At 65.4% G+C, this 24,349-nt stretch carries 26 protein-coding genes; 14 read left to right on the top strand and 12 right to left on the bottom strand.

The features are described 5' to 3' along the window. Nucleotides 1-35: 35 nt before the first annotated feature. The 4 genes from pheS (at nt 36) to ACZ5Y5_RS12300 (ending at nt 6,272) form a co-directional block, all read left to right on the top strand. Nucleotides 36-1,127 carry a phenylalanine--tRNA ligase subunit alpha gene (gene pheS, locus ACZ5Y5_RS12315; RefSeq protein WP_464808904.1) on the top strand — a complete coding sequence of 364 codons (1,092 nt, stop codon included), beginning with the start codon at nt 36-38 and terminating at the stop codon, nt 1,125-1,127. Further along, complete coding sequence (gene pheT, locus ACZ5Y5_RS12310; protein ID WP_464808903.1) at nt 1,124-3,538, top strand: phenylalanine--tRNA ligase subunit beta; 2,415 nt, start codon at nt 1,124-1,126, stop codon at nt 3,536-3,538. The genes pheS and pheT overlap by 4 nt, the downstream gene beginning before the upstream one ends. Nucleotides 3,539-3,746: 208 nt before the next feature. Then, complete coding sequence (locus tag ACZ5Y5_RS12305; RefSeq protein ID WP_464808902.1) at nt 3,747-4,625, top strand: aldose 1-epimerase family protein; 879 nt, start codon at nt 3,747-3,749, stop codon at nt 4,623-4,625. A gap of 81 nt (nt 4,626-4,706) precedes the next feature. Further along, on the top strand, nt 4,707-6,272 hold the full coding sequence (locus tag ACZ5Y5_RS12300; RefSeq protein WP_464808901.1) for a peptide chain release factor 3: 1,566 nt from the start codon (nt 4,707-4,709) through the stop codon (nt 6,270-6,272). A 135-nt stretch (nt 6,273-6,407) separates the two neighbouring features. Here the strand turns inward: ACZ5Y5_RS12300 and metW are convergent, their stop codons facing one another. After that, nucleotides 6,408-7,004, bottom strand: a complete 597-nt coding sequence (gene metW / locus ACZ5Y5_RS12295) for a methionine biosynthesis protein MetW (RefSeq protein WP_464808900.1) — start codon at nt 7,002-7,004, stop codon at nt 6,408-6,410. Continuing rightward, on the bottom strand, nt 7,001-8,137 hold the full coding sequence (gene metX / locus ACZ5Y5_RS12290; RefSeq protein WP_464808899.1) for a homoserine O-acetyltransferase MetX: 1,137 nt from the start codon (nt 8,135-8,137) through the stop codon (nt 7,001-7,003). The genes metW and metX overlap by 4 nt, the downstream gene beginning before the upstream one ends. 65 nt (nt 8,138-8,202) lie before the next feature. Here metX and ACZ5Y5_RS12285 point away from each other — a divergent pair, with 65 nt between their 5' ends. From ACZ5Y5_RS12285 to ACZ5Y5_RS12275, 3 genes are read left to right on the top strand one after another with little or no spacing between them, the layout of a single operon-like run. Beyond that, nucleotides 8,203-9,153: a 2-hydroxyacid dehydrogenase gene (locus ACZ5Y5_RS12285; protein ID WP_464808898.1), complete on the top strand. Its 951-nt coding sequence runs from the start codon at nt 8,203-8,205 to the stop codon at nt 9,151-9,153. A gap of 42 nt (nt 9,154-9,195) precedes the next feature. Beyond that, nucleotides 9,196-10,293 (top strand): histidinol-phosphate transaminase, encoded by a 1,098-nt coding sequence (gene hisC, locus ACZ5Y5_RS12280; RefSeq protein WP_464808897.1) that lies wholly within the window; start codon nt 9,196-9,198, stop codon nt 10,291-10,293. 3 nt (nt 10,294-10,296) lie between these two features. Continuing rightward, nucleotides 10,297-11,202, top strand: a complete 906-nt coding sequence (locus ACZ5Y5_RS12275) for a prephenate/arogenate dehydrogenase family protein (RefSeq protein ID WP_464808896.1) — start codon at nt 10,297-10,299, stop codon at nt 11,200-11,202. Nucleotides 11,203-11,294: 92 nt separating this feature from the next. On the opposite strand, the gene ACZ5Y5_RS12270 is transcribed toward ACZ5Y5_RS12275, so the two are convergent. From ACZ5Y5_RS12270 to ftsE, 4 genes are read right to left on the bottom strand one after another with little or no spacing between them, the layout of a single operon-like run. Continuing rightward, nucleotides 11,295-12,017 carry a lysophospholipid acyltransferase family protein gene (locus ACZ5Y5_RS12270; protein WP_464808895.1) on the bottom strand — a complete coding sequence of 241 codons (723 nt, stop codon included), beginning with the start codon at nt 12,015-12,017 and terminating at the stop codon, nt 11,295-11,297. Between the two features lie 12 nt (nt 12,018-12,029). Continuing rightward, entirely contained in the window at nt 12,030-12,560 is a 531-nt protein-coding gene (locus tag ACZ5Y5_RS12265; RefSeq protein WP_464808894.1) for a YdcF family protein, read from the bottom strand. After that, nucleotides 12,557-13,459 carry a cell division protein FtsX gene (locus ACZ5Y5_RS12260; RefSeq protein ID WP_464808893.1) on the bottom strand — a complete coding sequence of 301 codons (903 nt, stop codon included), beginning with the start codon at nt 13,457-13,459 and terminating at the stop codon, nt 12,557-12,559. Before ACZ5Y5_RS12260 ends, ACZ5Y5_RS12265 begins: the two co-directional genes overlap by 4 nt. Further along, nucleotides 13,456-14,172 carry a cell division ATP-binding protein FtsE gene (gene ftsE / locus ACZ5Y5_RS12255; protein WP_464808892.1) on the bottom strand — a complete coding sequence of 239 codons (717 nt, stop codon included), beginning with the start codon at nt 14,170-14,172 and terminating at the stop codon, nt 13,456-13,458. Before ftsE ends, ACZ5Y5_RS12260 begins: the two co-directional genes overlap by 4 nt. 170 nt (nt 14,173-14,342) lie before the next feature. On the opposite strand from ftsE, the gene ACZ5Y5_RS12250 reads away from it, so the two are divergent. Beyond that, nucleotides 14,343-15,173, top strand: coding sequence for an MJ0042-type zinc finger domain-containing protein (locus ACZ5Y5_RS12250; RefSeq protein ID WP_464808891.1), 831 nt, complete (start codon nt 14,343-14,345; stop codon nt 15,171-15,173). 146 nt (nt 15,174-15,319) lie between these two features. Here the strand turns inward: ACZ5Y5_RS12250 and ACZ5Y5_RS12245 are convergent, their stop codons facing one another. From ACZ5Y5_RS12245 to ACZ5Y5_RS12235, 3 genes are all read right to left on the bottom strand, one after another. Next, complete coding sequence (locus tag ACZ5Y5_RS12245; protein ID WP_464808890.1) at nt 15,320-16,225, bottom strand: pirin family protein; 906 nt, start codon at nt 16,223-16,225, stop codon at nt 15,320-15,322. After that, nucleotides 16,222-16,929: a glutathione S-transferase gene (locus ACZ5Y5_RS12240; protein ID WP_464808889.1), complete on the bottom strand. Its 708-nt coding sequence runs from the start codon at nt 16,927-16,929 to the stop codon at nt 16,222-16,224. Before ACZ5Y5_RS12240 ends, ACZ5Y5_RS12245 begins: the two co-directional genes overlap by 4 nt. Nucleotides 16,930-17,025: 96 nt before the next feature. After that, nucleotides 17,026-17,313 carry a BolA family protein gene (locus ACZ5Y5_RS12235; RefSeq protein ID WP_464808888.1) on the bottom strand — a complete coding sequence of 96 codons (288 nt, stop codon included), beginning with the start codon at nt 17,311-17,313 and terminating at the stop codon, nt 17,026-17,028. Nucleotides 17,314-17,357: 44 nt separating this feature from the next. Here ACZ5Y5_RS12235 and ACZ5Y5_RS12230 point away from each other — a divergent pair, with 44 nt between their 5' ends. The 6 genes from ACZ5Y5_RS12230 (at nt 17,358) to ACZ5Y5_RS12205 (ending at nt 22,653) form a co-directional block, all read left to right on the top strand. Next, nucleotides 17,358-17,978 carry a DnaJ domain-containing protein gene (locus ACZ5Y5_RS12230; protein ID WP_464808887.1) on the top strand — a complete coding sequence of 207 codons (621 nt, stop codon included), beginning with the start codon at nt 17,358-17,360 and terminating at the stop codon, nt 17,976-17,978. Nucleotides 17,979-18,095: 117 nt separating this feature from the next. After that, nucleotides 18,096-19,103, top strand: coding sequence for a cobaltochelatase subunit CobS (gene cobS / locus ACZ5Y5_RS12225; RefSeq protein WP_464808886.1), 1,008 nt, complete (start codon nt 18,096-18,098; stop codon nt 19,101-19,103). 4 nt (nt 19,104-19,107) lie between these two features. After that, the gene (locus ACZ5Y5_RS12220; protein ID WP_464808885.1) at nt 19,108-19,527 is read left to right on the top strand and encodes an OsmC family protein; all 420 of its coding nucleotides are present in this window, start codon (nt 19,108-19,110) and stop codon (nt 19,525-19,527) included. Next, nucleotides 19,524-20,306 carry a tyrosine-protein phosphatase gene (locus tag ACZ5Y5_RS12215; RefSeq protein WP_464808884.1) on the top strand — a complete coding sequence of 261 codons (783 nt, stop codon included), beginning with the start codon at nt 19,524-19,526 and terminating at the stop codon, nt 20,304-20,306. The genes ACZ5Y5_RS12220 and ACZ5Y5_RS12215 overlap by 4 nt, the downstream gene beginning before the upstream one ends. Continuing rightward, nucleotides 20,306-22,132, top strand: a complete 1,827-nt coding sequence (cobT, locus tag ACZ5Y5_RS12210; protein ID WP_464808883.1) for a cobaltochelatase subunit CobT — start codon at nt 20,306-20,308, stop codon at nt 22,130-22,132. Before ACZ5Y5_RS12215 ends, cobT begins: the two co-directional genes overlap by 1 nt. Nucleotides 22,133-22,182: 50 nt before the next feature. After that, the gene (locus ACZ5Y5_RS12205; RefSeq protein ID WP_464808882.1) at nt 22,183-22,653 is read left to right on the top strand and encodes a GreA/GreB family elongation factor; all 471 of its coding nucleotides are present in this window, start codon (nt 22,183-22,185) and stop codon (nt 22,651-22,653) included. 62 nt (nt 22,654-22,715) lie between these two features. Here the strand turns inward: ACZ5Y5_RS12205 and ACZ5Y5_RS12200 are convergent, their stop codons facing one another. From ACZ5Y5_RS12200 to ACZ5Y5_RS12190, 3 genes are all read right to left on the bottom strand, one after another. Beyond that, nucleotides 22,716-23,207, bottom strand: coding sequence for a Dps family protein (locus ACZ5Y5_RS12200; protein ID WP_464808881.1), 492 nt, complete (start codon nt 23,205-23,207; stop codon nt 22,716-22,718). A gap of 118 nt (nt 23,208-23,325) precedes the next feature. Next, nucleotides 23,326-23,892, bottom strand: coding sequence for a TMEM165/GDT1 family protein (locus ACZ5Y5_RS12195; RefSeq protein ID WP_464808880.1), 567 nt, complete (start codon nt 23,890-23,892; stop codon nt 23,326-23,328). Between the two features lie 18 nt (nt 23,893-23,910). Continuing rightward, complete coding sequence (locus ACZ5Y5_RS12190) at nt 23,911-24,237, bottom strand: hypothetical protein (protein ID WP_464808879.1); 327 nt, start codon at nt 24,235-24,237, stop codon at nt 23,911-23,913. Nucleotides 24,238-24,349: the final 112 nt, after the last annotated feature.

Genomic DNA, 24,349 nt, shown 5'->3' with positions numbered 1-24,349 from the left:
CACAACTTTCGCCTTCGCGGGAATGACGAAGAATCATGAGTGAGATTTCCAATCTGAAAGCCGGCCTGATCGCCGACATCGCCGCCGCCGATACGCTCGATGCGCTGGAAGCGCTGCGCGTCGGCGCCATGGGCAAGAATGGGGTGGTGACGGGGCTGCTCAAGACCTTGGGACCGATGAGCCCGGAGGAGCGACTGGAGAAAGGCCCGCCGATCCAGGACCTGCGGGAGAGTGTGACGGCGGCGCTGGCCGAGAGGAAGGCGGCGCTGGAGCAGGCTGTGCTGGACGCGAAGCTTGCGGCCGAGAAGATCGACATGACCCTGCCCGCCGACATCGGCCCGCAGGGATCGGTGCATCCGGTCTCTCAGGTGATGGACGAACTGGCGGAGATTTTCGCCGACCTCGGCTTTTCCGTGGCGACTGGGCCGGAGATCGAGGACGACTGGCATAATTTCACGGCGCTCAACATTCCCGAGACGCATCCGGCGCGAGCGATGCATGACACCTTCTATTTCCCCGACGCTGAATCGGGCAAGAAGATGCTGCTGCGCACCCATACTTCGCCGGTGCAGATCCGCACGATGATGAACGGCGAGCCACCGATCCGCATCATCGCGCCGGGCCGGGTCTATCGGTCGGATAGCGACGCGACGCATACGCCGATGTTCCATCAGATCGAAGGGCTGGTGATCGACAAGGGCATCACCCTTGGGCACCTCAAATGGACGCTGGAGACCTTCCTCAAGGCCTTTTTCGAGCGGGACGATATCGTTCTGCGGCTGCGGCCGAGCTATTTCCCCTTCACCGAGCCTTCGGTGGAAGTGGATGTGGGTTACACGCTCACCAACGGTCAGCGGGTCATTGGCGGCGACGGTGATGCGCCGGGCGGCGGCTGGCTGGAAGTATTGGGCAGCGGCATGGTCAATCGCCGGGTGATCGAGGCGTGTGGACTGGACCCGGATGAGTGGCAGGGCTTTGCCTTCGGCACAGGCGTCGATCGGCTGGCGATGCTGAAATATGGGATGAACGACTTGCGCGCTTTCTTCGACGGCGATCTGCGCTGGCTGAAACATTATGGCTTTTCGGCGCTGGACGTTCCCACGCTGAGCGGAGGAGTCGGCGCATGAAGTTCACGCTGAGCTGGCTCAAGACGCATCTCAACACCGATGCCGATCTGCCGACGATCCTGAAGGGTCTGACGAACATCGGTCTGGAGGTCGAGGGGGTGGAGAATCCGGCCGAGAAGCTGGGCGCATTCCGCATCGCCAGGGTGCTGACGGCGGAACCGCATCCGCAGGCGGACAAGCTGCAGGTGCTGACGGTGGATGCGGGCGATGGCGCTTTGCAGGTCGTCTGTGGTGCGCCCAATGCGCGCGCGGGACTCGTCGGCGTGTTCGGGACCGAGGGCGCGGTAGTGCCGGTGAACGGCATGGTTCTGAAGAAGACCGCCATTCGCGGGGTCGAGTCCAACGGGATGATGTGTTCGTTCCGCGAACTGGAACTGGGCGAAGACCATGAAGGAATCATCGAATTAAACGCGGATTCTCCGGTGGGAGAGGTCTATGCCCGGTGGGCGGGGCTCGATGACCCGGTGATTGATGTGAGTATAACACCTAATCGCCAGGACTGCATGGGCGTGCGGGGGATTGCGCGCGATTTGGCGGCGGCGGGCTTGGGCACGCTCAATCCGATCATCGTTCCAGCGGTCGAGGGCGTGGGTCCGGGGCCGGAAGTCCGGGTCGAGGATGAAGATGGCTGCCCGGCCTTCTTCGCGCGCACGGTGCGGGGCGTCACCAACGGTCAGTCGCCCGAATGGATGGCGCGACGACTGAAAGCCATCGGGCAGAAGCCGATCAGCACGCTGGTCGATATCACCAATTATCTGATGATCGACCTTGGCCGTCCGCTGCATGTCTATGACATGGCGACGCTGAAGGGTCCGCTGACGGCGCGCAAAGGCAAGGCGGGCGAAGAGGTGCTGGCGCTCAACGGCAAGACCTACACGGTTGACGAGACGATGACCGTCATCGCCGACGATGAAGCGGTGCACGACATTGGCGGCATCATGGGCGGCGAGCATTCGGGCGCGACCGACGCCACGACAGACGTGCTGATCGAATGCGCTTACTTCACGCCGGAGCGGATTGCGGTGACCGGGCAGAAGCTGGGCCTGACCAGCGACGCACGCGGACGGTTCGAGCGCGGGGTCGATCCGGCCTTCCTGGATGATGGCCTGTCGATCGCGACCGACCTGGTGGTGAAGCTGTGCGGCGGCACGCCGAGCCAGGCGACGCGTGCCGGTGAGCCGCCGATCGCCAACAAGATCGTCCGCTACGAGCCGTCGCAATGCCTGGCGCTGGCAGGCGTCTATGTGAGCGATGACGAGCAGAAGCGCATCCTTGAAAGCCTGGGCTTTGGCGTGGAGGGGCGTGACGCCACCTTCGAATATGAAGACGGCATGCCGGTGACGACGCCCGCCCATTGGAGCGTTTCCGTGCCGAGCTGGCGGCGGGACGTCGATGGCTGGCCCGATCTGGTCGAGGAAGTGGTGCGGATCGTCGGGCTGGATCAGGTGCCCTCCACCCCCCTGCCCCGCGCACCCGGCGTGGCGCGGCCGACGGCGACGGCGGAGCAACTGGTCGAACGGCGGGTACGGCGCACGGCGGCGGCCCGCGGCCTGGCCGAGGCGATCAACTGGTCCTTCATTTCGGAGAAGGAAGCCGCGTCAGTCGGCGGCGGCCACTGGACGCTCGCCAATCCGATTTCGGAGGATCTGAAGGTCATGCGGCCGTCGCTGCTGCCCGGCCTGCTGTCGGCGACGCGGCGGAACATGGATCGCGGCGCGGCTTCGGTGCGGCTGTTCGAGGTGGGACGGCGCTATTTCGCCGAAAAGGAGCGGGCGACCATCGGCTTCGTGCTGGCGGGCGAGAAGACGCCGCGCGGCTGGCAGACGGGCAAGGCGCAGGCTTTCTCGGCCTTCGATGCCAAGGCGGAAGTATTGGCGCTGCTGGCGGCCGCTGGCGCGCCGGTGGCGAACCTGCAGAACTTCGGCGATGCTTCGGGCGCTTATCATCCGGGACAGTCGGGGACGCTGCGGCTGGGGCCGAAAGTGGTGCTGGCCGAATTCGGGGTGCTACATCCTTCGCTGGCTAAGCAATTTGGCCTGACCGGCACTGTGGTCGCGGGCGAGATCTTCCTGGATGCGATCCCGGCCAAGCGGAAGAGCGGCTTCATGCGTGCGCCCTATGCGCCGCCCGCGTTGCAGGCGGTGAAGCGCGACTTCGCCTTTGTCGTGGATGAGGCGGTCGAGGCGGACGCGCTGGTGCGCGCGGTCAAGGGCGCGGACAAGAAGGCGATCGTCGATGCGCGGTTGTTCGATGTGTTTGTCGGGCCGGGCGTCGATGAGGGGCGCAAGAGCCTAGCCATCGAGGTGACGTTGCAGCCGGGAGACAAGAGCTTCTCACAAGAGGAGTTGGACGCCATCAGTGCTGCAGTGGTGAAGGCTGCGGAGAAGTTGGGCGGAACGCTGCGGGGGTAATCCAGGCGGTTTGGTTCGATCTTGACTTCGCTCGAAACGAACGGGGGTAGGGAGGGGGCTGAACCTGCGGTAGTTTCCTTGCCCTCGTCCCGGGCTTGACCCGGGACCCCGCTTTTCTTCAGCCATGCGAACGAGGAAGCGGGACCCCGGATCAAGTCCGGGGTGACGATCTCGATTGACCCAGTGAACATCATACAGGGGGTGTGCGATGGACGAGTTGATTACGATCGCTTCGGACGGCCTCACCGCCTCCATCAACCCGCTGGGCGCGGAGCTTTGGTCGCTCACCGACGGGGACGGCCGCGAACTGATGACCGATGCCGATCCGCGTTGGTGGACGGGGCATGCGCCTTTGCTCTTTCCCTTCGTCGGGCGGTCGCGCGGGGATGTCTATCGGCTGGACGGGCATGAATTTCCGATGCCGCAGCATGGCTTTGCACGGCGCATGGCCTTTGCGCAGGTGGAGCATCTGCCCGAATCGGTGACCTTTCGGCTGGAGGCGGATGCGGAAACGCGGGCGGTCTATCCGTTCGATTTCCGGCTGGACATGCAGTTCGCGGTTGCAGGCGGCACGTTGATGATGACGGCTACCGTCATGAACCGGGGCGAGGCGGACATGCCTTTTTCCTTTGGCTATCATCCCGCCTTCGCCTGGCCGCTGCCTTATGGTGGAGCGGCAGAGGCGCACGTCGTGGAATTCGAGAAGGCGGAGCCCGCCCCGATCCGGAAGGTGGGGGATGAGCCGGGGCTGATCGCGCGGGAGAGCGTGCCGTCGCCGGTCGAGGGCAATATGCTGACGCCGAGCCATGCGATGTTTGAGGGCGATGCGCTGATCTGGGACGAGATGGCGAGCCATAGCTTGTATTGGGGCGTGCCGGGGCGGACGCGGCTGAAGATCGACTTTCCCGATACGCCTTGGCTGGGGCTGTGGCAGAAGCCGGGCGCGCATTATCTGTGCGTGGAGCCCTGGGCGGGCATGGCGGACCTGGTGGGGTTTGACGGCGATGTATGGGAGAAGCAGGGGATCATGCGGTTGCTGCCGGGGGATGAGCGGCGGTTCCGCATGGACGCGACGGTGGTGGAATAAGCTTCGTCTGAGTTGAAGTGACGTTCGCGGCGTTCGGACGCACGGCTGGCGAATCCTCCCACATTCGCTATATGGCGCGCCATGACCATTCCATCCCGCCGTACCTTCGCGATCATTTCCCACCCTGACGCCGGTAAGACCACGCTGACCGAAAAGCTGCTGCTGGAAGGTGGCGCGATTCACCTGGCGGGTGAGGTCAAGGCGCGCGGGGCGAACCGGCGGGCGCGGTCTGACTGGATGAAGATCGAGCAGCAGCGCGGCATTTCCGTCACCAGCTCGGTCATGACGTTCGAGCGGGACGGCATCACCTTCAACCTGCTCGACACACCGGGGCACGAGGATTTTTCCGAAGACACCTATCGCACGCTGACCGCTGTCGATTCCGCCGTCATGGTGATCGACGCGGCCAAGGGCATTGAGCCGCAGACGCGCAAGCTGTTCGAGGTCTGCCGCCTGCGCAACGTGCCGATCATCACTTTCGTGAACAAGGTGGACCGCGAGGGGCGTGACGCCTTTGCCCTGCTGGACGAGGTGGCGGACGCTCTGGCGCTGGACGTATGCCCGATGAGTTGGCCGGTCGGCATGGGCGGGACGTTCGAGGGAATTTACGACTTCGCCAAGAACCGGCTGCGCCAGCCCAGCGGTCCTTCCAAGGAGTTTGAAGGCAAGGAAGTATTCGTCGAGGGCATCGATGACGATGCGCTGGCGGAGCATATTTCCGCGCAAGGGCTGGAGAAGCTGCGCGAGGAGGCGGAGCTGGCGGTCGGCGGCTATGCCGATTTCGATCTGGCCGCCTATCGCCATGGTGATTTGACGCCGGTTTATTTCGGGTCGGCGCTGAAGCTGTTCGGCGTGACCGAACTGATCGATGCGCTTGCCGCCCATGCGCCGCCGCCGCGCGCGCAGCCGGCCGAGCCCGCGCCGGTGGAGCCGGAAGATAGCGAAGTGACCGGCTTCATCTTCAAGGTGCAGGCGAACATGGACCCGCAGCATCGCGACCGCATCGCCTTCATGCGGCTGTGTTCGGGCAAGTTCAAACGGAGCATGAAGCTGACGCCGAGCGGGTCGGGCAAACCGATCGCGGTGCATTCGCCCATCCTCTTCTTCGCGCAGGACCGTGAGATTGCGGACGAGGCTTTTCCGGGCGACATCATCGGTATTCCCAACCACGGAACGTTGCGGGTGGGCGACACGCTGTCGGAGAAAGCGGGCGTGCGCTTTACCGGCCTGCCGAACTTCGCGCCGGAAATCCTGCGGCGCGTGGCGCTGAAGGACCCGACCAAGACGAAGCAGTTGAGGAAGGCGCTGGACGACCTGTCCGAAGAGGGGGTGATCCAGGTTTTCTATCCGGAGATTGGATCGAACTGGATCGTCGGGGTGGTCGGGCAGTTGCAGCTGGATGTGCTGATTTCGCGGCTGGAGGCGGAGTATAAGGTGGCGGCGGGGCTGGAGCCTTCGCCCTTTGACACGGCGCGCTGGATTTCGGGGGATGATGCCGCGATCAAGGATCTGGTGTCGTTCAACGGGGCGAACATGGCCAAGGATCGCGACGGCAATCTGGTGTTCATGGCCAAGAGCGCGTGGGACATCGGCTATCAGCAGGAACGGCATCCCAAGGTGAAGTTCAGCGCAACGAAGGAGCGGTAAGTCCGCTATCGGCACATGCGACGCCGTCACTCCGGACTTGAGCCGGGGCCCCCGCTCATCGTCGCCGCCTGCGCCAAGGCACAAGAAGCGGGACCCCGGGTCAAGCCCGGGGTGACGAAAATGGCTGAGGGGTAATTAGCGCCGAAGGAGGAATACGGCGTGCTCAGCGAACAGGTTGGCGTTCGCGTGGGTGGTTTCCTTGTCGCCCTTCAGGAACCATTGGCCGTCGATTGTCCAGCCCCGCTCCTTTACGAGCGCGCGGAAGTCATCGACCGTGACATGGTGGATGTTGAGCGTGTCGTACCAGGTATCGGGCAGCAGGCGCGTCACCGGCATGCGGCCACCCCACATCAGCGACAGCCTGCCGCGCCAATGGGCGAAGTTGGGGAAGGATACGAACGCCTGGCGACCGATGCGGAGCAGTTCCTCCACGACCAGATCCGGGCGGCGGGTGGTCTGAAGCGTTTGGCTCAAGATCGCATAGTCGAAGCTGGCGTCGGGATAATAGCTAAGGTCGGTGTCGGCGTCGCCCTGCACCACTGACAGGCCGCGACCGACGGCGGCGGCGACATTATTGCCGTCTATTTCGAGGCCGCGGGCATCGACCTGCTTGGCATCGCGCAGAGCCGCCATCAGCGCGCCATCACCGCAGCCGACGTCCAGTACGCGGGCGCCTGGCGTCACGGTGCGGGCGATCAGGGCAAGGTCGGGGCGCAATCCCTCTTCGCTCATGCGCGGCCGCCCTTCAGGAAGCCGTCCACCACGCGATTGAGTTCGGGGCATTCGAGCAGGAAGGCGTCGTGACCAAAGGGGCTCGACAGTTCGACGAAGCTCGCTGGCGCGCCGCTGGCGTTGAGGGCGTGGACGATGGAGCGGGACTCCGCCGTCGGGTAGAGCCAGTCGGTGTCGAAGCTGACCAGGCAGAAACGCGCCTTGCTGGCGGTGAACGCCTTGGCGAGGCTGCCGCCATGATCCTCCGCAATGTCATAATAATCCATGGCGCGGGTGATGTAGAGATAGCTGTTGGCGTCGAACCGCTCGACGAAGCTCAACCCCTGGTGGCGCAGATAGCTTTCCACCTGGAAGTCGGCGTCGAAGCCGAAGGTCTTGGCATCCCGGCCCTGCAGGCGGCGGCCGAATTTTTCGGTGAGGCCCGCTTCGGAGAGATAGGTGATGTGCGCGGCCATGCGCGCGACAGCGAGGCCCGCGCTTGGCACCTGGCCATCGGCATAATAGTCGCCGCCGCGCCAGTTGGGATCCGCCATGATCGCCTGGCGGCCGACTTCGTGGAAGGCGATATTCTGCGCGCTGTGGCGGGCGGTCGAGGCGATGACGATGCAGCTTTCCACACGATCGGGGAAAATCGTCGGCCAGCTGAGCGCCTGCATGCCGCCCATGGAGCCGCCGATGACGGCGGAGAGGCGATCAACGCCCAGATGGTCGAGCAGCAGCGCCTGCGCGCGCACCATGTCGGCGATGGTGAGCACCGGGAAGCGCATGGCGTAGGGTGTATTGCTCGCCGGGTCGATGCTGGCAGGCCCGCTGGAGCCCATGCAGCTGCCGATCACATTGGCGCAGACGATGAAATGCCGGGCGGGGTCGACGGGCTTCCCCTCCCCCACCATGCGCCACCACCAGCCGGGCTTGCCGGTGACCGGATGGTCGGACGCGACATATTGGTCGCCGGTCAGCGCGTGGCAGATGAGGATGACGTTGGATTTGTCCTCATTCATCCGCCCATAGGTTTCATAGGCGATATCGACGGGCGCGAGCGCCGCGCCGCTGTCCAGCCGCAGGGGACCGGACAGGCGGACCTGACGGCGGAGGCCGAAACGGCTGTCATCGGAAAGCGGGGCGCTGGCCATGGGGATGCGGGCTAGGACTGCGGACGGAGGCTGTCAATCGGCAGGCTATGGGGTAGAGGAAGCGGATGAGCGCAAGACCCCCTGTTTCCCTCGTCGCCTATGGTCCGCTTTCACCCTATCTGGAGGAGCAGCTGCAGGCCCGCTTCACCGTGCATCATGTGCCGGTGGATGCCGATCCCGCCGGGCTGGAGGATGCGGTGCGCGAGGCGCGGGCGCTGGTGGCTTTCGGCGCGGTGGGGGCTTCGGCGGCGATCATGGATGCGCTGCCCAAGCTGGAGATGATCGGGCTGTTTTCGGTAGGCTATGACAAGGTCGATATCGACCATGCCCGCGCGAAGGGGATCAGGGTCAGCAATACGCCCGATGTGCTGACCGACGATGTGGCGGATCTGGCGGTCGGGCTGCTCTACGCCACGGTACGCAACATCGCGGCGAACGACCGGATGGTGCGGTCGGGCGCATGGGCGCGCGGGGACAGGCCGCAGCTGAGCGGCAGTGTGACCGGGCGGCGCATCGGGATATTGGGGCTGGGGCGGATCGGCCGCGCCATTGCCCGCCGGCTGGAGCCGGTGGCGAGCGAGATCATCTATCATAATCGGCGGCCGGTGACCGGCGTGGCATATCGTTATGTGGCCGACCTGCAGGACTTCGCGAGGGAGAGCGATGCGATCATCGTCGCGACTTCGGGCGGGCCGGAGGCGCACCGGCTGGTGAATGCGGCGGTGCTGGACGCGCTGGGGCCGCAGGGCGTGCTCATCAACATCAGCCGGGGCAGCGTGGTGGATGAGGATGCGTTGGTGGCGGCGCTGGCGGAGCGGCGGATCGGCGGCGCGGGGCTGGACGTGTTCGTGAACGAACCACATGTGCCCGAAGCGCTGTTCGCGATGGATCATGTCGTGCTGCAACCGCATCAGGGCAGCGCCACGCAAAGCACGCGCAAGGCGATGGCGGACCTGGTGCTGGCCAATCTGGACGCCTGGGCGGCCGGCGAGCCGCTGGTGACACCCGTCGTGTAGCAGCGCTTTGCCTTTGGCGCGGATGGCGCTAAAGCGCGGGCCATGACGAAACCTGCACCCAAGGAATGGATTCTGGGCATTTCGCCCTATGTACCCGGCAAGGCGGCTGCGGATGACGGCCGTCCGCTGATCAAGCTGTCGGCGAACGAAAATCCGCTGGGCACGGGGGAAGCGGCGCGGGCGGCGCTGGTCGCAGCGACGGCGGACCTCGCCACCTATCCCGATCCGGGCGCAGCGAAGATGCGTGAGGCGATCGCGGCGGTGCATGGGCTCGACCCCGCGCGGGTGATCTATGGCACCGGGTCGGACGAACTGCTGCACATCGCCGCCAGCGCCTATGCCGGGCCGGGCGATGAAGTGCTGTACGTCCATTACGGTTTTTCGGTCTATGACATCGCCGCGCGGCGCGTGGGCGCGACGCCGGTGATCGCGCCGGACAAGGATTATGCGACCGATGTGGACGCGCTGCTGGCCTGCGTGACGGAGAAGACCAAGGTCGTTTTCCTCGCCAATCCCAACAACCCGACCGGCACCATGACCCCGCGCGAGGAGATTGCGCGGCTGCATGCGGCGCTGCGTCCCGATATCCTGTTCGTGCTGGATCAGGCCTATGCCGAATATCTGGATGCAGACGAGGATGATGGCGGGATGGAGCTGGCGAAGACCGCCAGCAATGTCCTGGTCACCCGCACCTTTTCGAAGATTTACGGCCTGGCCGCCGAGCGGATCGGCTGGGGCTATGCCAGTGCGGAGATCATCGACGCGCTGCACCGCATCCGCGCGCCGTTCAACGTGACGACGGCGGGCCAGGCTGCGGCGATCGCGGCCGTGAAGGATCAGGCATGGGTGGAAGCCAGCCGGACGCATAACCGCGAGTGGCGGCAGTGGCTGGCCGACGAAGTGGCGTCGCTATCCAACCATGGGTTGCGGGCGGTGCCAAGCAAGGCGAATTTCCTGCTGATCCTGTTCAACGGCAAGCTGACGGCCGAGGCGGCGATGAAGGGGCTGTGGGACGAGGGTTTCGCGACCCGGTGGCTGCCCGGCCAAGGACTGCCCAACGGCCTGCGCATCACCATCGGCACCGAAGAACAGGTGCGCGCGGTCGCCGCGAAGCTGCGCGCGATGGCGGAGGCGGCCTGAACCATGCTGCCCTTTTCCCGCGTCACCATCATCGGCCTGGGGCTGATCGGGTCATCGCTGGCGCGGGCGATCCGCGAATATATGCCGACCGTGCGGGTGACCGGACATGATGCCGATCCCAACGTACGGCAGATCGCGCGGGCGATCGACCTGTGCGACGATGTGACCGACACAGCGGGCGCGAGCGTGACCGACGCCGATCTGGTGGTGCTGTGCGTGCCGGTGCGCGCGATGGGCGTGGCGGCGGCGGAGATTGCCGACGACCTGCCCGCCGAGGCGATCATCAGCGATGTGGGTTCGTGCAAGGCCGATGTGCTGGCGCAGCTGACGGCCGCGCTGCCGGGCCGGGCGATCATTCCTGCGCATCCGGTCGCGGGTACGGAAAATAGCGGGCCGGAGGCAGGCTTTGCCAGCCTGTTTCGGGGCCGCTGGTGCATCATCACCCCGCCTGCCGATGCCGATCCCGCCGCAGTGGCGCGGGTTTCCGAGCTGTGGCACCGGGTCGGCGCGGATGTGGAAACGATGGACCCGCAGCATCACGATCTGGTGCTGGCGGTGACGAGCCACCTGCCACACCTGATCGCCTATACGATCGTCGGCACGGCCAGCGACCTGGAGGATGTGACCCAGTCGGAAGTCATCAAATATTCAGCGGGCGGCTTCCGCGACTTCACCCGCATCGCGGCGTCGGACCCGACCATGTGGCGCGACGTGTTCCTGGCGAACAAGGACGCGGTGCTGGAGATGCTGCAACGCTTTTCGGAGGATCTGTCCGCCCTGCAGCGCGCGATCCGGTGGAATGACGGCGATGCGCTGTTCAATCTGTTCACGCGGACGCGGGCGATCCGGCGGTCGATCATCGAGCAAGGGCAGGATGATCCCAAGCCGGACTTTGGGCGGTCGCATTAGATTTCACGCGGCGGCGCAGAGATCGCAGAGAAATATCTTTGCGTACTCTGCGCCTCTGCTCGAACCAATTTTGAGAAAGCCCTTCGACAGGCTCAGGGCGAAGGGGGATGGGATGCGGCTGAGGAGGCTCCATTCAGCGCATTGATCGCTGCGTGGACGCGGGCTTCGGCTTCTCGGCGGTCGAGGCCGGGGGGGATGATCTCGCCCGGCTTGTAGGTGATGGTGCCCGCGCGCTTCATGAATTTGCCGCGCGGCGAGAGGCGGCCGCTGTCGATCGCGATGGGGACGACGGGAAGGCGAAGCAGCGAATAGAGGCCAGCGAAGCCTGCGCGGAGCGGGGGCCTCTCGCCATGGGGAACGCGGGTGCCCTCAGGAAAGAGGCAGACGGCGCGGCCCTGATCCGTGGCGGCGCGGGCGGCGGCGCGCAAGGCGCGCAGGGCGCTGGCCCCCGCGCTGCGTTCGACCGGGATCAGGCCGTAAAGCCGGGCGATCCGGCCCCAGACCGGAATGTCGAGCAGTTCGCGCTTGGCCGCGATGACGGGGCGATCGAACAGGCAGAGCAGGTCGATCGTTTCGAACATCGATTCATGTTTCACGATATAGAGATAGCGCCCCTGCGGCAGATCGCCGTCGATCCGCACTTTCTGCCCCAGCAGCCAGCGCGTGCAGAAGCGGTGGAAGCGGCTCCACACCGTCGCAATGGCGGGCACGGCGGGGGGAAAGGGCCAGGCGGCGATCAGCGCGGCAAGGACCAGCAGCGCGGAACCGGTGTAGAATATCAGCATGAAAGCCAGCGAGCGCAGGGCGGTGATCATGGAAACGCCCTATCAGATCCCGACGAGCGCGGCGGCACGGCGGAGCAGATATTTATTATATTCGCGCAGCAACATGGTGAGGCTGGGACGGCTGGGCACCGCGTCATAGACGATGGTGAGCCGGCCCGGCACCGCTTGCTGCAGTTCGAGCGCGGCGCGGCGCATGTGCCAGTCGGTCGTGATGAGGCGGACGGTCTTGAAATGCCGCCGTTCGAGCCAATGCGAGGTTTCGATGGCGTTCGACCGGGTATCGATCGCTTCGCGGCCAAGGGTGATGCAGCAGGAGAAGAGGCGTTCCGGCGCGTCATATTGCGCGGCGAGTTCGGACGGGCGGACGGAACGATCGACGCCGGAGATCAGCATTCGCTTCGCCGCACCTTCCTGAAGCAGAGCGAGGCCGCGATCGATGCGGCCAGCGCCGCCGGTCAGCACCACGATCGCATCGGTGGGGCGGCCGTCGAGCGGCTGCGGCAGGAAGATGGCGAACCAGGCGAAGCCCAGCATCCAGGCGAGCAGCGTCACGGCGAAGAGACGGACGATCATAGCAGCCGTCCCAGCGAGCGGAGGACGGTCCAGCGTGCGGCGAGGGTGGCGAGCAGCACCCCGCCAACCGGCAGCGCGGCGAGGATGAGCCAGCTGCTCCACGGCAGGCTGATCGCGGCAAGCAGGTCCGACCCCGTTGCGGTGAGACGCGTGCCGAGCAGGATGATGACGAGCAGCGCTGTGACGAAGCCGAGCAGGCCGCCGAACAGCGCATCGAGGCCGATGCGGCGCTGGAACAGCCGGGCGATCTGCACATCGGTCGCACCCATGAGGTGGAGGACGTCGATCGTGCCGCGATGGCTGTCATGCGCCGCACGCGCGGCCAACACCACTATGGCGGCGGTGGCGAGCGCCATCAGCAGGACGATGCCAGCGGCAAGACCGCCGAGCGCAGTGAGCAGGCTGCCAAGCGGCTGGAGGAAGGCGGCGTGCGGTTCGACCCGGATGCGGGGCGAGAGGGTGGCGAGGATGCGCCCGAGCCGCTGCACCTGCGCCCGGGTCGCGCCCGGCTTCAGCTCGACATCGATCAGGGCCGGGATCGGCAGGTCGCCGCTGGCCGCGTCCTGGCCGAGCCACGGGCGGATCTGGTCGGCCAGCACGGCAGGATCGACGGGGTGGACGCCTTGCACATCGGGGGATTTGCGCAGCAGGCGCGACGCCTCTCCGCTCAGCGCCTCGCGCCGGTCGGGATTGGCTTCGACGATCTGCACCGTGGCGCGGCCGGCGAGATCAGCTCCCACCGACTGCACGGCGGCGGCGAGGCCGAGACCGGCGGCGGCGGCCAGCACGGTCAGGAACATCATGATCGCGATGACCCACGGCATCGGTCCCGCGACGCGGCCTTCGGGCAGCAGCCGGTGGCGCGCGGCGGAGGCGGCGCGGCGGTCGGCGCCGGTCATGACGCGGCGACCCCCTGAGGCCGTGGCGGGTAGCGCAGCGATCCGGTGGGATCGGACAGGCGCCCCTTGTCCAGCCGCATCATCTGCGCGCCTTCCACCTGGCCGATCAGCGGCAGGTCGTGGGTGGCGACGACGATGGTAGTGCCAAGGCGGTTGAGCGCTTCGAACAGGGTGAGCAGGCGGCGGGCCATGTCGGCATCGACGTTGCCGGTGGGTTCGTCGGCGACCAGGATTTCGGGCCGAGCGATGACGGCGCGGGCGATGGCGACGCGCTGCTGCTCCCCGCCCGAGAGCGTAGCGGGGCGCGCTTGGCCGCGATCGCCGAGACCGACCCAGTTGAGCATTTCGGAGACGGACGCGTCGATCTCGCTTTCGGCCATCCCCGCGACGCGCAGCGGCAGGGCGATATTGTCATAGGCCGACAGGTGCGGAACCAGCCGGAAATCCTGAAAGACGACGCCGATGCGGCGGCGGAAGCCGGGCAGGCGCTTGCGGGGCAGAGTCACCACATCTTCCCCAAACAGGCGGATGACGCCGCGGCTCGGCCGCTGCGCAAGGTAGAGAAGCTTCAGCAGCGAGGTCTTGCCCGCGCCCGATGCGCCGGTCAGGAAATAGAAGCCGCCGCCATGCAGGGAGAAGCTGACATCAGACAGCGTCTCGCTGTCCAGACCATAGCGCAGGCCGACATTTTCGAACTGGACGATCGCCGACATGCCTCAATGAATGCGCCTGCGCGCTCCCTTCTGCCCCGTGGCCACAGCCATGGCACAGCGGGCAGGCAGGCGTAAAGCCCAAGCGGCTTGAAACAGGCGAGTCGCGGCATCTTGGCGCTACCTCTTCAATGCCGCTTGCCCTCGAGTCAAAGCCGTGCCTATGAAGCGTCATGATCCTGGTGTGTCCCAATTGCGCCACGCGCTACATTGTGCCGGACAGCGCCGTCGGCCCCAATGGCCGCCAGGTTCGCTGCGCCTCCTGCAAACATAGCTGGTTCCAGGAAGGACCGGCGCTCGCCCCGCGCGAGGAAGCGCCGGCGATGGCGGATGCGCCTCCCGTAGCCGCTGCGCCTGCCGCGCCGCCTCCGCCGCCGCCACCCGCGCCGGTTGAGGCGGAACCCGCTCGGCCAACTGCTCCGGCAGCCGAGCCGGTGACGGCGGCTGCGCCTGAACCCGTTGCGGCGTCTGCCGCCGCCCCCGCTGCCGTGGAGGCTCCGTCCAGGGACTATCGGTTCGACGACATTTATGGACGCGCACGGGACGAGGTCGAGGAAGATTATGCCGCGCCGGTAAAGCCGCGGCGCAACCGGCTGAAGCTATGGACCTATGCTGCGGTGCTCTTCTGCCTGGCGATCGGCGGCGTGGGTGGCGCGCTCTGGTATTTCGGCACGCCGAGCTGGGCGATCAATCTAGGGCTGGTGGCGGAGGAAGGGGATCCCGATCTGCTTTTCTACCTGTCCAAGCCCGCCGAGCGGCGCAAGCTGCCTACAGGTGAGGAATATTTCGCCTTCGGCGCGCGGATCGTGAACAGCGGGAAGCAGACGCTGCCGGTGCCGCCGGTGCTGGTGCAGCTACGCGACCAGCAGAACCGGCTGGTGTTCAGCTGGACCACCAAAGCGGACCGCACCAGCCTGAAGCCCGGTGAAGAAGCGTCCATCAACGAGAGCCGGATCGACATTCCGAAGAATGCCGAGAATTTGTCGCTGACTTTTGTGCGGTGAATAAACAGGCTCTGCTCGATCGGGGCACGTTGAACAGGCCATAAGCTCCATTCGCCCTGAGCTTGTCGAAGGGCCTCGCTTTTCCCGGAGAAAAAGAATGGCTTCGACAGGCTCAGCCCGAACGGAGGATGGGTCCGGTTACCTTCCTAGGGATAGCTGACCGTCTTCGGGCGGCCCTTGGGGATGGGGATGAATTCCTGATCGTCGCCAGGGATCAGGGGGAAGCGCATCGCCTCCCAATCCTCGCGTGCCTGATAGAGGCGGTCGGTGGTCGAGGAGACGAAGTTCCACCAGACATGCCGCGGTGTCTTGAAGGCTTCGCCACCGCAATACATCACGCGGCCGCCATCGACGCTCATCAGCGTGGCGCGGGTGCCGGGACGCAGGACGTAGAGGGTCTGCGGCAGCAGCGCGACGCCGTCGAGCGCAGCGTCACCGCCGGCGACATAGAGGGCGCGCTCATCGGCGTCCGTGTCGATCGGCACGGTTCCGCCGGGGGATAGCTGGATATCGGCATAGATGGTGTCGGCATAGGTGGTGACCGGCGAGGTCGCGCCCCACAGGGTGCCCATGATCACGCGCGCGCTGGCGCGACCGCAGTCGATGACGGGCAACCCGCCCTCGCTCACATGTTCGAAGGCGGGGGCCATCTCCTCCTGTCCGTCGGGCAGCGCGAGCCAGGTCTGGATCGCGGAGAGCTTCGACTCCTTCACCCGGTCGCTGTCGGGCGAGCGTTCGGAATGGACGATGCCGCTGCCCGCCGTCATCAGGTTGACCGCGCCGGGCTCGATCAGCTGCTCCGTGCCGAGCGAGTCCCGGTGGAGAAAGGCGCCCTCGAACATATAGGTTACGGTGGAGAGATTGATGTGGGGATGCGGGCGCACGTCGATCCCCTGCCCGGCCGCGATCTTGGCAGGCCCCGCCTGATCGAAGAAGATGAAGGGGCCGACCATCGTGCGTCCTGGCGCGGGAAGCGCGCGGTGGACGCGAAAGTCGCCGAGGTCATGGGTGGTCGGCATAATGGTCTGGATGACGAGATCGTCTAGGGTCATGGCGCGTCCAGTTCGGGATAGTGGCGGAAAATGTCCTGATTGCTGAAGGGCAATCGCCGGTTGCTCGACAGATAGTCCTGCAATTCCGGCAGCATCGCAACCCGGTCGTGCAACGCCTCCAGCCGTGGATGCTGACCGGCCAGCGTAAGCATGCGTAGCGGAAAGGCATAATGCAGACCCGCGATCAGGTGGAAAAGCGAGAGATCGGCATAGCTCCAGCGCTCCCCCGCCAGCCAGTCGCCAGGCTCGGCCCCGAGGGCACGATCGAAATAGCCGAGATATTTGGGGATGCGCATGTCGCGAAAGGCTTGAGCCGCGCGCAGGGCTTCGGCCTTTTGCTCTTCATAATAGAGGCTGGCGGCGACGGGATGATGCACATCATGCGCCTCCGCCACCATGTCCATGATGGTGAGTTGAAGCTGGGAGAGCCAGTACCGCGCCTTCATGCCGGATGGGCCGCATTCATGCCGCTCGGCAAGGTAGAAGAGAATGGTGGCGGTCTGGGCGATCGTCGCGCCGTCGGTGGCGAGATAGGGCGGCGCGAAGGCGGGGCCTGCATCATGCCGGGCCAGATCGGCGATCAGCGCCTCTTCCCCATCGATCCGCGCGCGATCATGGTAGGGAATAGCGCAGGCTTCCAGCGTCAGACGGACAAATTCGCCCCGACCGGTTATGGTAGGCCAATACCAGAAGTCATAGGCCATGCGCTGCTCCTCTCCGCCCGCCGATGGCAGGCTGAACGCATGGGCGGCGCTTGGAGGGGCGAGGCCGGTGTCCCGATTTACAGCTTATGTGGAAGGTCAGGCTTCGCCGGGGGCGCGGGCCTTGATGGCGAGGGCATGGACCTTTTCCCGCAGCAAGTCGGCAAGCGCGGCGTTGACCAGGCGCTGGCGGGCGACTCGGTTCTTGCCCGCGAATTCGGCCGAGACGATCTCGACGGTGAAGTGGCTTTCGCCCGATCCGTCGTGCCCCGCATGGCCGCGATGCTTTTCGCTGTCGTCGATCACGGCGAGATGCTCTGGCGACAGGGCGGCGCGCAGCCGGTCTTCAATCTCTGTGGCCACCGGGCCTTTCAGTTGAGTGCTCATCGCCCCTATATAGGGCCTTTGTTCCATCATGCATCAGGGCAATCTTGTCGACCGACCCCTTCTCGACCCGCCGTTTCAACCGCTTCCATGGACGCGTGGAAAGCGACCGCCCCTGCGCGGTCGAGGGATGCGAAGAACCCGGCGAGTTTCGCGCGCCGCCGCTGGAGGGCCATGCCAATTCCCATCAAGAGGGTCCGCGCTGGCGCTGGCTGTGCTTGGATCATGTGCGCGCGTTCAACCAGGGCTATAATTTCTTCACCGGCATGAGCCCGGAGGAGATCGCCGCCGCTCAGCGCCCCTATGCCGGCTGGGAGCGGGAGACGCGCGCCTTTTCCGCCAACGGCGCTAGCCCGCCGCCGCGCTGGTCCGATTTTCAGGACCCGCTCGACGCGATCGGCGCGAAGTTCAAGGAGCGGGTGGCGAAGGCGCGAGCCGACAATCAGATGCGGCAGGATGGCAAGTTCCTGTCCAACGAGGACCGCAGGGCGCTGTCGGTGATGGGATTGCCGGTGGACGCGGATCGCAAGGCGCTGCGGCAGCGTTACACCGAACTGCTGCGGCGCTATCATCCCGACCATAATGGCGGCGACCGCACCCACGAAACGGCGCTGCAAGGCGTCATCGAAGCCTATGGCCTGCTGCGCAAGGCGCCCGCCTTCGCCTGAGCAGGCCAATCCGGTGAAAGGGGCCGCTTGATCGGCGGAGAAGGAGGCCCCACTCTATCGACAGGCCCTTCCCCGATCGTCTAGGGGCTGGAGTGACATGACGAGAAAGACCAGGAAATGACCGACATTCCCAACGTCCAGCCCGACACCCGTGCCGAAACGCTGCTGGCTGCGCCCGACCGCGAGGTGGATGCGCGCGAAGTGTTCGGCGTGGACGTCGATCTGAAGATTCCGGCCTTTTCCGAGGCGGACGAGCGGGTGCCGGACCTGGACCCCGCCTATGTGTTCGATCCGGATACTACGCTGGCGATCCTGGCGGGCTTTGCCTACAACCGCCGTGTCATGGTGCAGGGCTATCATGGCACCGGCAAGTCGAGCCATATCGAGCAGGTCGCCGCGCGCCTGCGCTGGCCCTGCATCCGCATCAACCTCGACGCGCATATCAGCCGTATCGACCTGGTAGGCCGCGACGCCATTGTCCTCAAAGACGGGCAGCAGGTGACGGAATTCCGCGAAGGGTTGCTGCCCTGGGCATTGCAGCGGCCCGTCGCGCTGGTGTTCGACGAATATGATGCGGGCCGCCCGGACGTGATGTTCGTGATCCAGCGCGTGCTGGAAACCGATGGCAAGATGACGCTGCTCGACCAGAATCGGGTCATCCGGCCGAACCCGCATTTCCGCCTGTTCGCGACCGCCAACACGGTGGGTCTGGGCGACACGACGGGCCTCTATCATGGCACGCAGCAGATCAACCAGGGTCAGATGGACCGCTGGAACCTGGTGGTGACGCTGAACTATCTGCCCGCCGCGACCGAGGCGCAGATCGTCCTCGCCAAGTCCGGCGAGTACGACCATGAAGGCGGCCGCAAGGAAGTCGAGAATATGATCAAGGTGGCGGAATTGACCCGCCAGGGCTTCATCAACGGCGATATCTCCACCGTGATGAGCCCGCGCACCGTGATCAGCTGGGCCCAGAATGCGCTGATCTTCAAGAATGTCGGCTTCGCCTTCCGCCTGTCCTTCCTCAACAAATGCGACGAGGCGGAACGGCCGCTGGTAGCGGAATATTATCAGCGCGTGTTCGGCAAGGACCTGCCGGAAAGCGTCGCCCACCGGGCGGCGTAAGGCGATGATCGTCGTCGAACGCATCGCGCCGGACGGGACCGCGCACCGGATCAGCATCCGTGGGCATGAGCTGATCGCCGACATGTCGGCCCCTGACGGCCATGATGCGGGTCCCGATCCGCACGACCTGTATGATTCGGCGCTGGGCGCCTGCAAGGCGATGACGATGCTCTGGTATGCGCGGCGCAAGGGCATTCCGGTCGAGGGCATCCATGTCGGCGTGATCCGCGACGCGAGCGAGGAACGGGACGGCATTTACAAGCTGACCACGCGTATTGCGCTGAGCGGGCCGCTGACCGACGAGCAGCATGATACGCTGATCGGCGTGGCGGCGCGCTGCCCCGTGCACAAGCTGATGAGCGAAGTGGAGACGCGGATCGAGACGGTCGCCGTGCCACGCGTGGGTGAAGGCGAGCGGCCGTGACGGAAGTCAGCGCTCCTGTGACCGGCCAGCGCCGCCTGCCGCTGGAGCGCGCGTTCAATCTGCGCGACTTTGGCGGCTATGCGACGGCAGACGGACGCACGGTACGGCGGGGCATGCTCTACCGGTCGGGAACCATGGCGCTGCTGAGCGAGGCTGATGCGGACCATCTGCGTTCGCTCGGCATCCGCGCGATCTGCGATTTCCGGCGCGGGAATGAACGGAGCGCCGAGCCAACCGCCTGGCATGGGGCGGAGGTCGATTATTTCTGCCGCGATTATAGCGAGAGCAGCGGCCTGCTGGGCGAGATGCTGAAGCGCCCCGACGCGACGCCGGAGGATATGCGGCAGGCGATGCTATCGCTCTACCGCGTCATTCCGGTGGACCATGCCGACTCCTATCGCGCCATGTTCGCGCAGATTGCGGACGGCCGCGTGCCCATCCTGATCAACTGTTCGGCGGGCAAGGATCGCACCGGCGTCGGTGCGGCGCTGATCCTGGCGGCGCTTGGCGTGCCGCGTGCGACGATCGTCGAGGATTATCTGCTGACCAACGAGCATGCCGACTGGGACTGGCTGCTCGCCCAGCGCAACACGCTGGTGGCGCGGGCGCGGCGGGCGCGAGCGGATGTTCTGCAACCGCTGCTGTCGGTGGACGTCGCCTATCTGAACGCGTTGTTCGAGACGCTGGATGAGCGTCATGGCGGGATCGAGGGCTATTTGGCCGCGCTCGGCGTCGATGACGGCGCGCGTGAGGCGTTGCGCGCAAGGCTGCTGGGCTGATGGCGGAGCGGTCGCCTCTCGACGCTTTCAAGGATGTGCTGTCGGGCGCCGCGCGATCGATCGCGCGCGACGCGGAGGTGGAGGTGGGCTTCACCGCCGACGCCCCGCACATGGCGGGCAAGGCGATCAAGGTGCCGATACCCGGACGCAACCTGCCGGCCGAGCAGGTGGCGCTGGCGCGCGGCTTTGCCGATGCCAATGCGCTGCGGCTGCGGCACCATAATCTGAAGATGCACGCGGCGGCTGCGCCAGCCGATACGACGGCGCGCGCGGTTTATGATGCGGTCGAGCAGGCGCGGGTGGAGGCGATCGGATCACGGGCGATGGAGGGCGTGCGCGCCAACCTGAACCATGCGCTGGAGTTGCGGTTGAAGTCGGACCCGCTGCGCCGGGCGCGCTCGGCCGATGAAGTGCCGCTGTCCACGGCCCTGGCTCTGAAGGTTCGCGAAAGACTGACCGGACAGGCCATTCCCAAGGATGCGGCTTCGGGCATGGCGATGGTCGATGCCTGGATCGAGGAGAAGGCAGGCGCCGATCTCGATGCGCTGGCTATGGCGATCGATGATCAGCGGGCCTTTCAGAAACTGGCCCAGGCGATGCTGGAGCATCTGCAACTGGTCGATAGCGACGTGCCGCCCGAAACCGACGAGAATGAACCTCACGAAGAGGGCGAGGACGAGGAGGAACAGCAGGAAGAAGGTGATTCCGGCGAGGATGAAGCTGGCGACAGCGACATGAACGCCGAGGCGCGCGCCGAGGACAAGGGCGGCGATACCGAGGAAGGCGAGACCGAATATAGCGACGAGTTCGACGCCGACAGCGAGGAAGGCGCGGACGATATGGGTGAGGAAGGCATGATGCCGGTCCGCCCGAACCGGCCGCTGTCCGACCTGCCGCCGGGCTTCGACTATAAGCCCTATACGCTGGCGCATGACGAGGTCGTGACCGCCGAGGATCTGTGCGACGAGGATGAGCTGAACCGGCTGCGCGGGTTCCTGGACCAGCAGTTGGTGAGTTTGCAGGGCGCGGTGACGAAGCTCGCCAACCGGCTGCAGCGGCGGTTGATGGCGCAGCAATCGCGGTCCTGGGATTTCGATCAGGAAGAAGGTCTGCTGGATTCGGCGCGGCTGGCGCGGATCGTGATCGATCCCACGCGGTCGCTCTCCTACAAGGTCGAGCGGGATACCGAGTTTCGCGATACTGTCGTCACGCTGTTGATCGACAATAGCGGATCGATGCGGGGGCGACCGATCAGCATCGCGGCGATCAGCGCAGACATCATGGCGCGCACGCTGGAACGCTGCGGCGTGAAGACCGAGATTTTGGGCTTTACCACCCGGGCGTGGAAGGGCGGGCAAAGCCGCGAGGACTGGCTGGCGGCGGGACGGCCGCCGATGCCGGGGCGGCTCAATGACTTGCGGCACATCATCTACAAGAGGGCCGATGAACCCTGGCGGCGGGCGCGGCGCAATCTGGGCCTGATGATGCGCGAGGGGCTGCTGAAGGAAAATATCGACGGGGAAGCGCTGCTCTGGGCGCACAACCGGCTGATCGCGCGCAATGAGGAACGCCGCATATTGATGGTGATTTCCGATGGCGCGCCGGTCGACGATTCCACGCTGTCGGTGAACAGCGGCACCTATCTGGAGCGGCATTTACGCCAGGTGATCGATTGGATCGAAAATCGGTCGCCGGTGCAGCTGGTGGCGATCGGCATCGGTCATGACGTCACGCGCTATTATAAGCGCGCCGTCACCATCATGGATGCCGAACAACTGGGCGGCACGATGGTCGAGCAACTCGCCGGCCTTTTCGACGAGGATTGAAAGCCCGGGCGGGCCACCCAATCTCGGCGGGATATTCTCAGGAGATTTTTATGAGCGTCGCCTTTCGCCGCGAAAGCGATGAGGAGCATCTGGAGCCCACCTTCGAGATCCCGCTGCCCCCCGGCCCGAACTGGGTGACGGCGCGCGGGCTGAGGCTGACGCGCGAGAAGGTCGATGCGCTGGAAGCGGTAGATACCGCCGAAATGGCCGAGGAAGAGGCGAAGAAGCTGAAGCGTGAGTTGCGCTATTGGCGCACGCGCCTCGCGACGGCGGAACTGCGGCCGGTGCCGGATGGCGAAGCCGTCGCCTTTGGGACGCGCGTTACCTACCAGCTGAACGGCAAGGACAAGCAGGTCGATATCGTCGGCGATGACGAAGCCGATCCCAACGAAGGGCGGATCAGTTTTTCATCGCCCCTAGCCCGCGCGATCATGGACGCCGAAGCAGGCGAGAAGATCGATTTCGGCGGGAAGTCCGAAGCGGTCGAAATTCTATCCATCGACCGGGTCGGCGAGAGCTGATGTTTTCTCGCTCAGGCGCAGAGGACACGGAGTTCCCCTGCGCCTGAGCGAATATAAAATGATCAGCCGTTGCGGCCTGCTTCGAACAGGAACCAGGCGCGCTCTTCGGCCTGATCGGTCCAGTCGTCGATGATGCCCTCCGTCGCATTATCGCCCGCTTCGGTTGCGGCGGACTTGGCGGCACGCAGTGCTTCGACGAGGCGCAGATTGTCCTCACGCAGTTCATTCAGCATGTCGGCAGGGCTGACATAGTCTGCGTCATTGTCCGACAGCGATTGACGGCGGCTGATGTCGCCGATGGAGCGCAACGTGGTGTTGCCCGTCTTGCGCACCCGCTCGGCGATCGCGTCGGTAACGGCCAGAATCTGCGTGGCCTGCTCATCGAACATGAGGTGATAGTCGCGGAAATGCGGTCCCGACACATGCCAGTGGAAATTCTTGGTCTTGAAGTAGAGCGCATAGCTGTCCGCCAGCACGCCATTCAGCGCCTCGGCCACCGATTTGGTGGCGTTGCTGCGCAGGTCCGTGGGGGTCTTGAGGTCGGGGGCTGTCATGCTGTGCTCCTGGCTCATGAAATTAATTTCGGTCTTATAATGATCTGGTGCCAATAAGGTGCCATGACAAGGCGCGAATTGCCTGCGAATCTTCGTTCAGTCTGATGAAGGCGGTCGATCAGGCCAGCTGCAACGCCGAGACGGCAAGAGCCGCAGCAAGGATCAGGGTCAGCGCAGCTCCGCCATAACGAATGGCGCGGACAGGGATGATGCGCAGCAGCCGGTCCCGCAGCAGCACCGCGGGGACGAGTGCGGCCCCCACTCCCAACGCGCCGCCCATAGCGGCGAGTATGGGATCGGCGGTGCGCGTCGCGATGCCGAGGATCAGAAATTGCGACCCGTCCCCGAAGCCGAGAATGAAGAGCCCGAGGGCGGAGGTCAGAAACGGGCCGGTCGGCCAGCCAGCGAGCGGATCAGGCGGCTTGACCGGCCAGAGCAGGCCAAGCCCGAGGAACAACAGCGCCACGGCAAGGAACAACAGCCGGGCGTCGGACCCCAGCATCGGCGCGAGGAATGCGCCAGCCGTCGCGGCGATGGCTGCATTGGCGGCGGCCGCAGCAAAGATGCCCGCAATTATCGCGCCGTCGCGGCCGAATCGGGCCGCGAGCGCCAGCACCAGCAATTGATTCTTGTCACCGATCTCAGCCAGGAAGCATCCGAGCAACGCGGTCAGCAATGCATCCATGAACGATCCGGCCGATCGTCAGAAGGACAGCGGCGTTCCGGCGATCGGCTGAGCCGCCATCGGCATCGGAATGACCTGCGCCTCCGGCATCTCGGCGGCGATCGCGTCGCGCATCAGATCAAGATAGCACAGCACCACAGGCCCCATGCCCTGCAGCGACAAGGCCGACTGCAGCGTTCCCGCCAACCCTTCGACGCTGTCGATCTGATAGGCGCGCGCGACATGGCGGATCTGGTCCACTTCATCCCGCAATCGCGCGAGGCTCACATGGCCCCGCTGTCCGGCCAGGCCGTCCACGCGGCGCAGCAGATCTGCAAGAATGGCCAGCATCGGATCATGTCGCATGGGAGTCTTCCCCTCTCCTGTCGCTCCGATGACAGCATGTACCGGAACGGGTTAAGGCCGCGTAAAGTCTAGCACGGCCAGTGAGTCCCTGCCACGCGCGTCTTGACATTAT

This window comes from Sphingobium sp. TomTYG65, assembly GCF_055395525.1.
This window is presented reverse-complemented; position numbering and strand designations above follow the sequence as displayed.

Coding starts and splice junctions, on each gene's coding strand:
- ACZ5Y5_RS12205 (WP_464808882.1), top strand. CDS start 22,183: ATGAGCGTCGCCTTTCGCCGCGAAAGCGATGAGGAGCATCTGGAGCCC.
- ACZ5Y5_RS12275 (WP_464808896.1), top strand. CDS start 10,297: ATGCTGCCCTTTTCCCGCGTCACCATCATCGGCCTGGGGCTGATCGGG.
- ACZ5Y5_RS12300 (WP_464808901.1), top strand. CDS start 4,707: ATGACCATTCCATCCCGCCGTACCTTCGCGATCATTTCCCACCCTGAC.
- metX (WP_464808899.1), bottom strand. CDS start 8,137: ATGGCCAGCGCCCCGCTTTCCGATGACAGCCGTTTCGGCCTCCGCCGT.
- ACZ5Y5_RS12305 (WP_464808902.1), top strand. CDS start 3,747: ATGGACGAGTTGATTACGATCGCTTCGGACGGCCTCACCGCCTCCATC.
- ACZ5Y5_RS12250 (WP_464808891.1), top strand. CDS start 14,343: ATGATCCTGGTGTGTCCCAATTGCGCCACGCGCTACATTGTGCCGGAC.
- ACZ5Y5_RS12195 (WP_464808880.1), bottom strand. CDS start 23,892: ATGGATGCATTGCTGACCGCGTTGCTCGGATGCTTCCTGGCTGAGATC.
- metW (WP_464808900.1), bottom strand. CDS start 7,004: ATGAGCGAAGAGGGATTGCGCCCCGACCTTGCCCTGATCGCCCGCACC.
- ACZ5Y5_RS12200 (WP_464808881.1), bottom strand. CDS start 23,207: ATGACAGCCCCCGACCTCAAGACCCCCACGGACCTGCGCAGCAACGCC.
- hisC (WP_464808897.1), top strand. CDS start 9,196: ATGACGAAACCTGCACCCAAGGAATGGATTCTGGGCATTTCGCCCTAT.
- ACZ5Y5_RS12265 (WP_464808894.1), bottom strand. CDS start 12,560: ATGATCGTCCGTCTCTTCGCCGTGACGCTGCTCGCCTGGATGCTGGGC.
- ACZ5Y5_RS12235 (WP_464808888.1), bottom strand. CDS start 17,313: ATGAGCACTCAACTGAAAGGCCCGGTGGCCACAGAGATTGAAGACCGG.
- ACZ5Y5_RS12220 (WP_464808885.1), top strand. CDS start 19,108: ATGATCGTCGTCGAACGCATCGCGCCGGACGGGACCGCGCACCGGATC.
- ACZ5Y5_RS12270 (WP_464808895.1), bottom strand. CDS start 12,017: ATGATCACCGCCCTGCGCTCGCTGGCTTTCATGCTGATATTCTACACC.
- ACZ5Y5_RS12285 (WP_464808898.1), top strand. CDS start 8,203: ATGAGCGCAAGACCCCCTGTTTCCCTCGTCGCCTATGGTCCGCTTTCA.
- pheT (WP_464808903.1), top strand. CDS start 1,124: ATGAAGTTCACGCTGAGCTGGCTCAAGACGCATCTCAACACCGATGCC.
- ACZ5Y5_RS12245 (WP_464808890.1), bottom strand. CDS start 16,225: ATGACCCTAGACGATCTCGTCATCCAGACCATTATGCCGACCACCCAT.
- cobS (WP_464808886.1), top strand. CDS start 18,096: ATGACCGACATTCCCAACGTCCAGCCCGACACCCGTGCCGAAACGCTG.
- ftsE (WP_464808892.1), bottom strand. CDS start 14,172: ATGTCGGCGATCGTCCAGTTCGAAAATGTCGGCCTGCGCTATGGTCTG.
- ACZ5Y5_RS12190 (WP_464808879.1), bottom strand. CDS start 24,237: ATGCGACATGATCCGATGCTGGCCATTCTTGCAGATCTGCTGCGCCGC.
- cobT (WP_464808883.1), top strand. CDS start 20,306: ATGGCGGAGCGGTCGCCTCTCGACGCTTTCAAGGATGTGCTGTCGGGC.
- pheS (WP_464808904.1), top strand. CDS start 36: ATGAGTGAGATTTCCAATCTGAAAGCCGGCCTGATCGCCGACATCGCC.
- ACZ5Y5_RS12260 (WP_464808893.1), bottom strand. CDS start 13,459: ATGACCGGCGCCGACCGCCGCGCCGCCTCCGCCGCGCGCCACCGGCTG.
- ACZ5Y5_RS12240 (WP_464808889.1), bottom strand. CDS start 16,929: ATGGCCTATGACTTCTGGTATTGGCCTACCATAACCGGTCGGGGCGAA.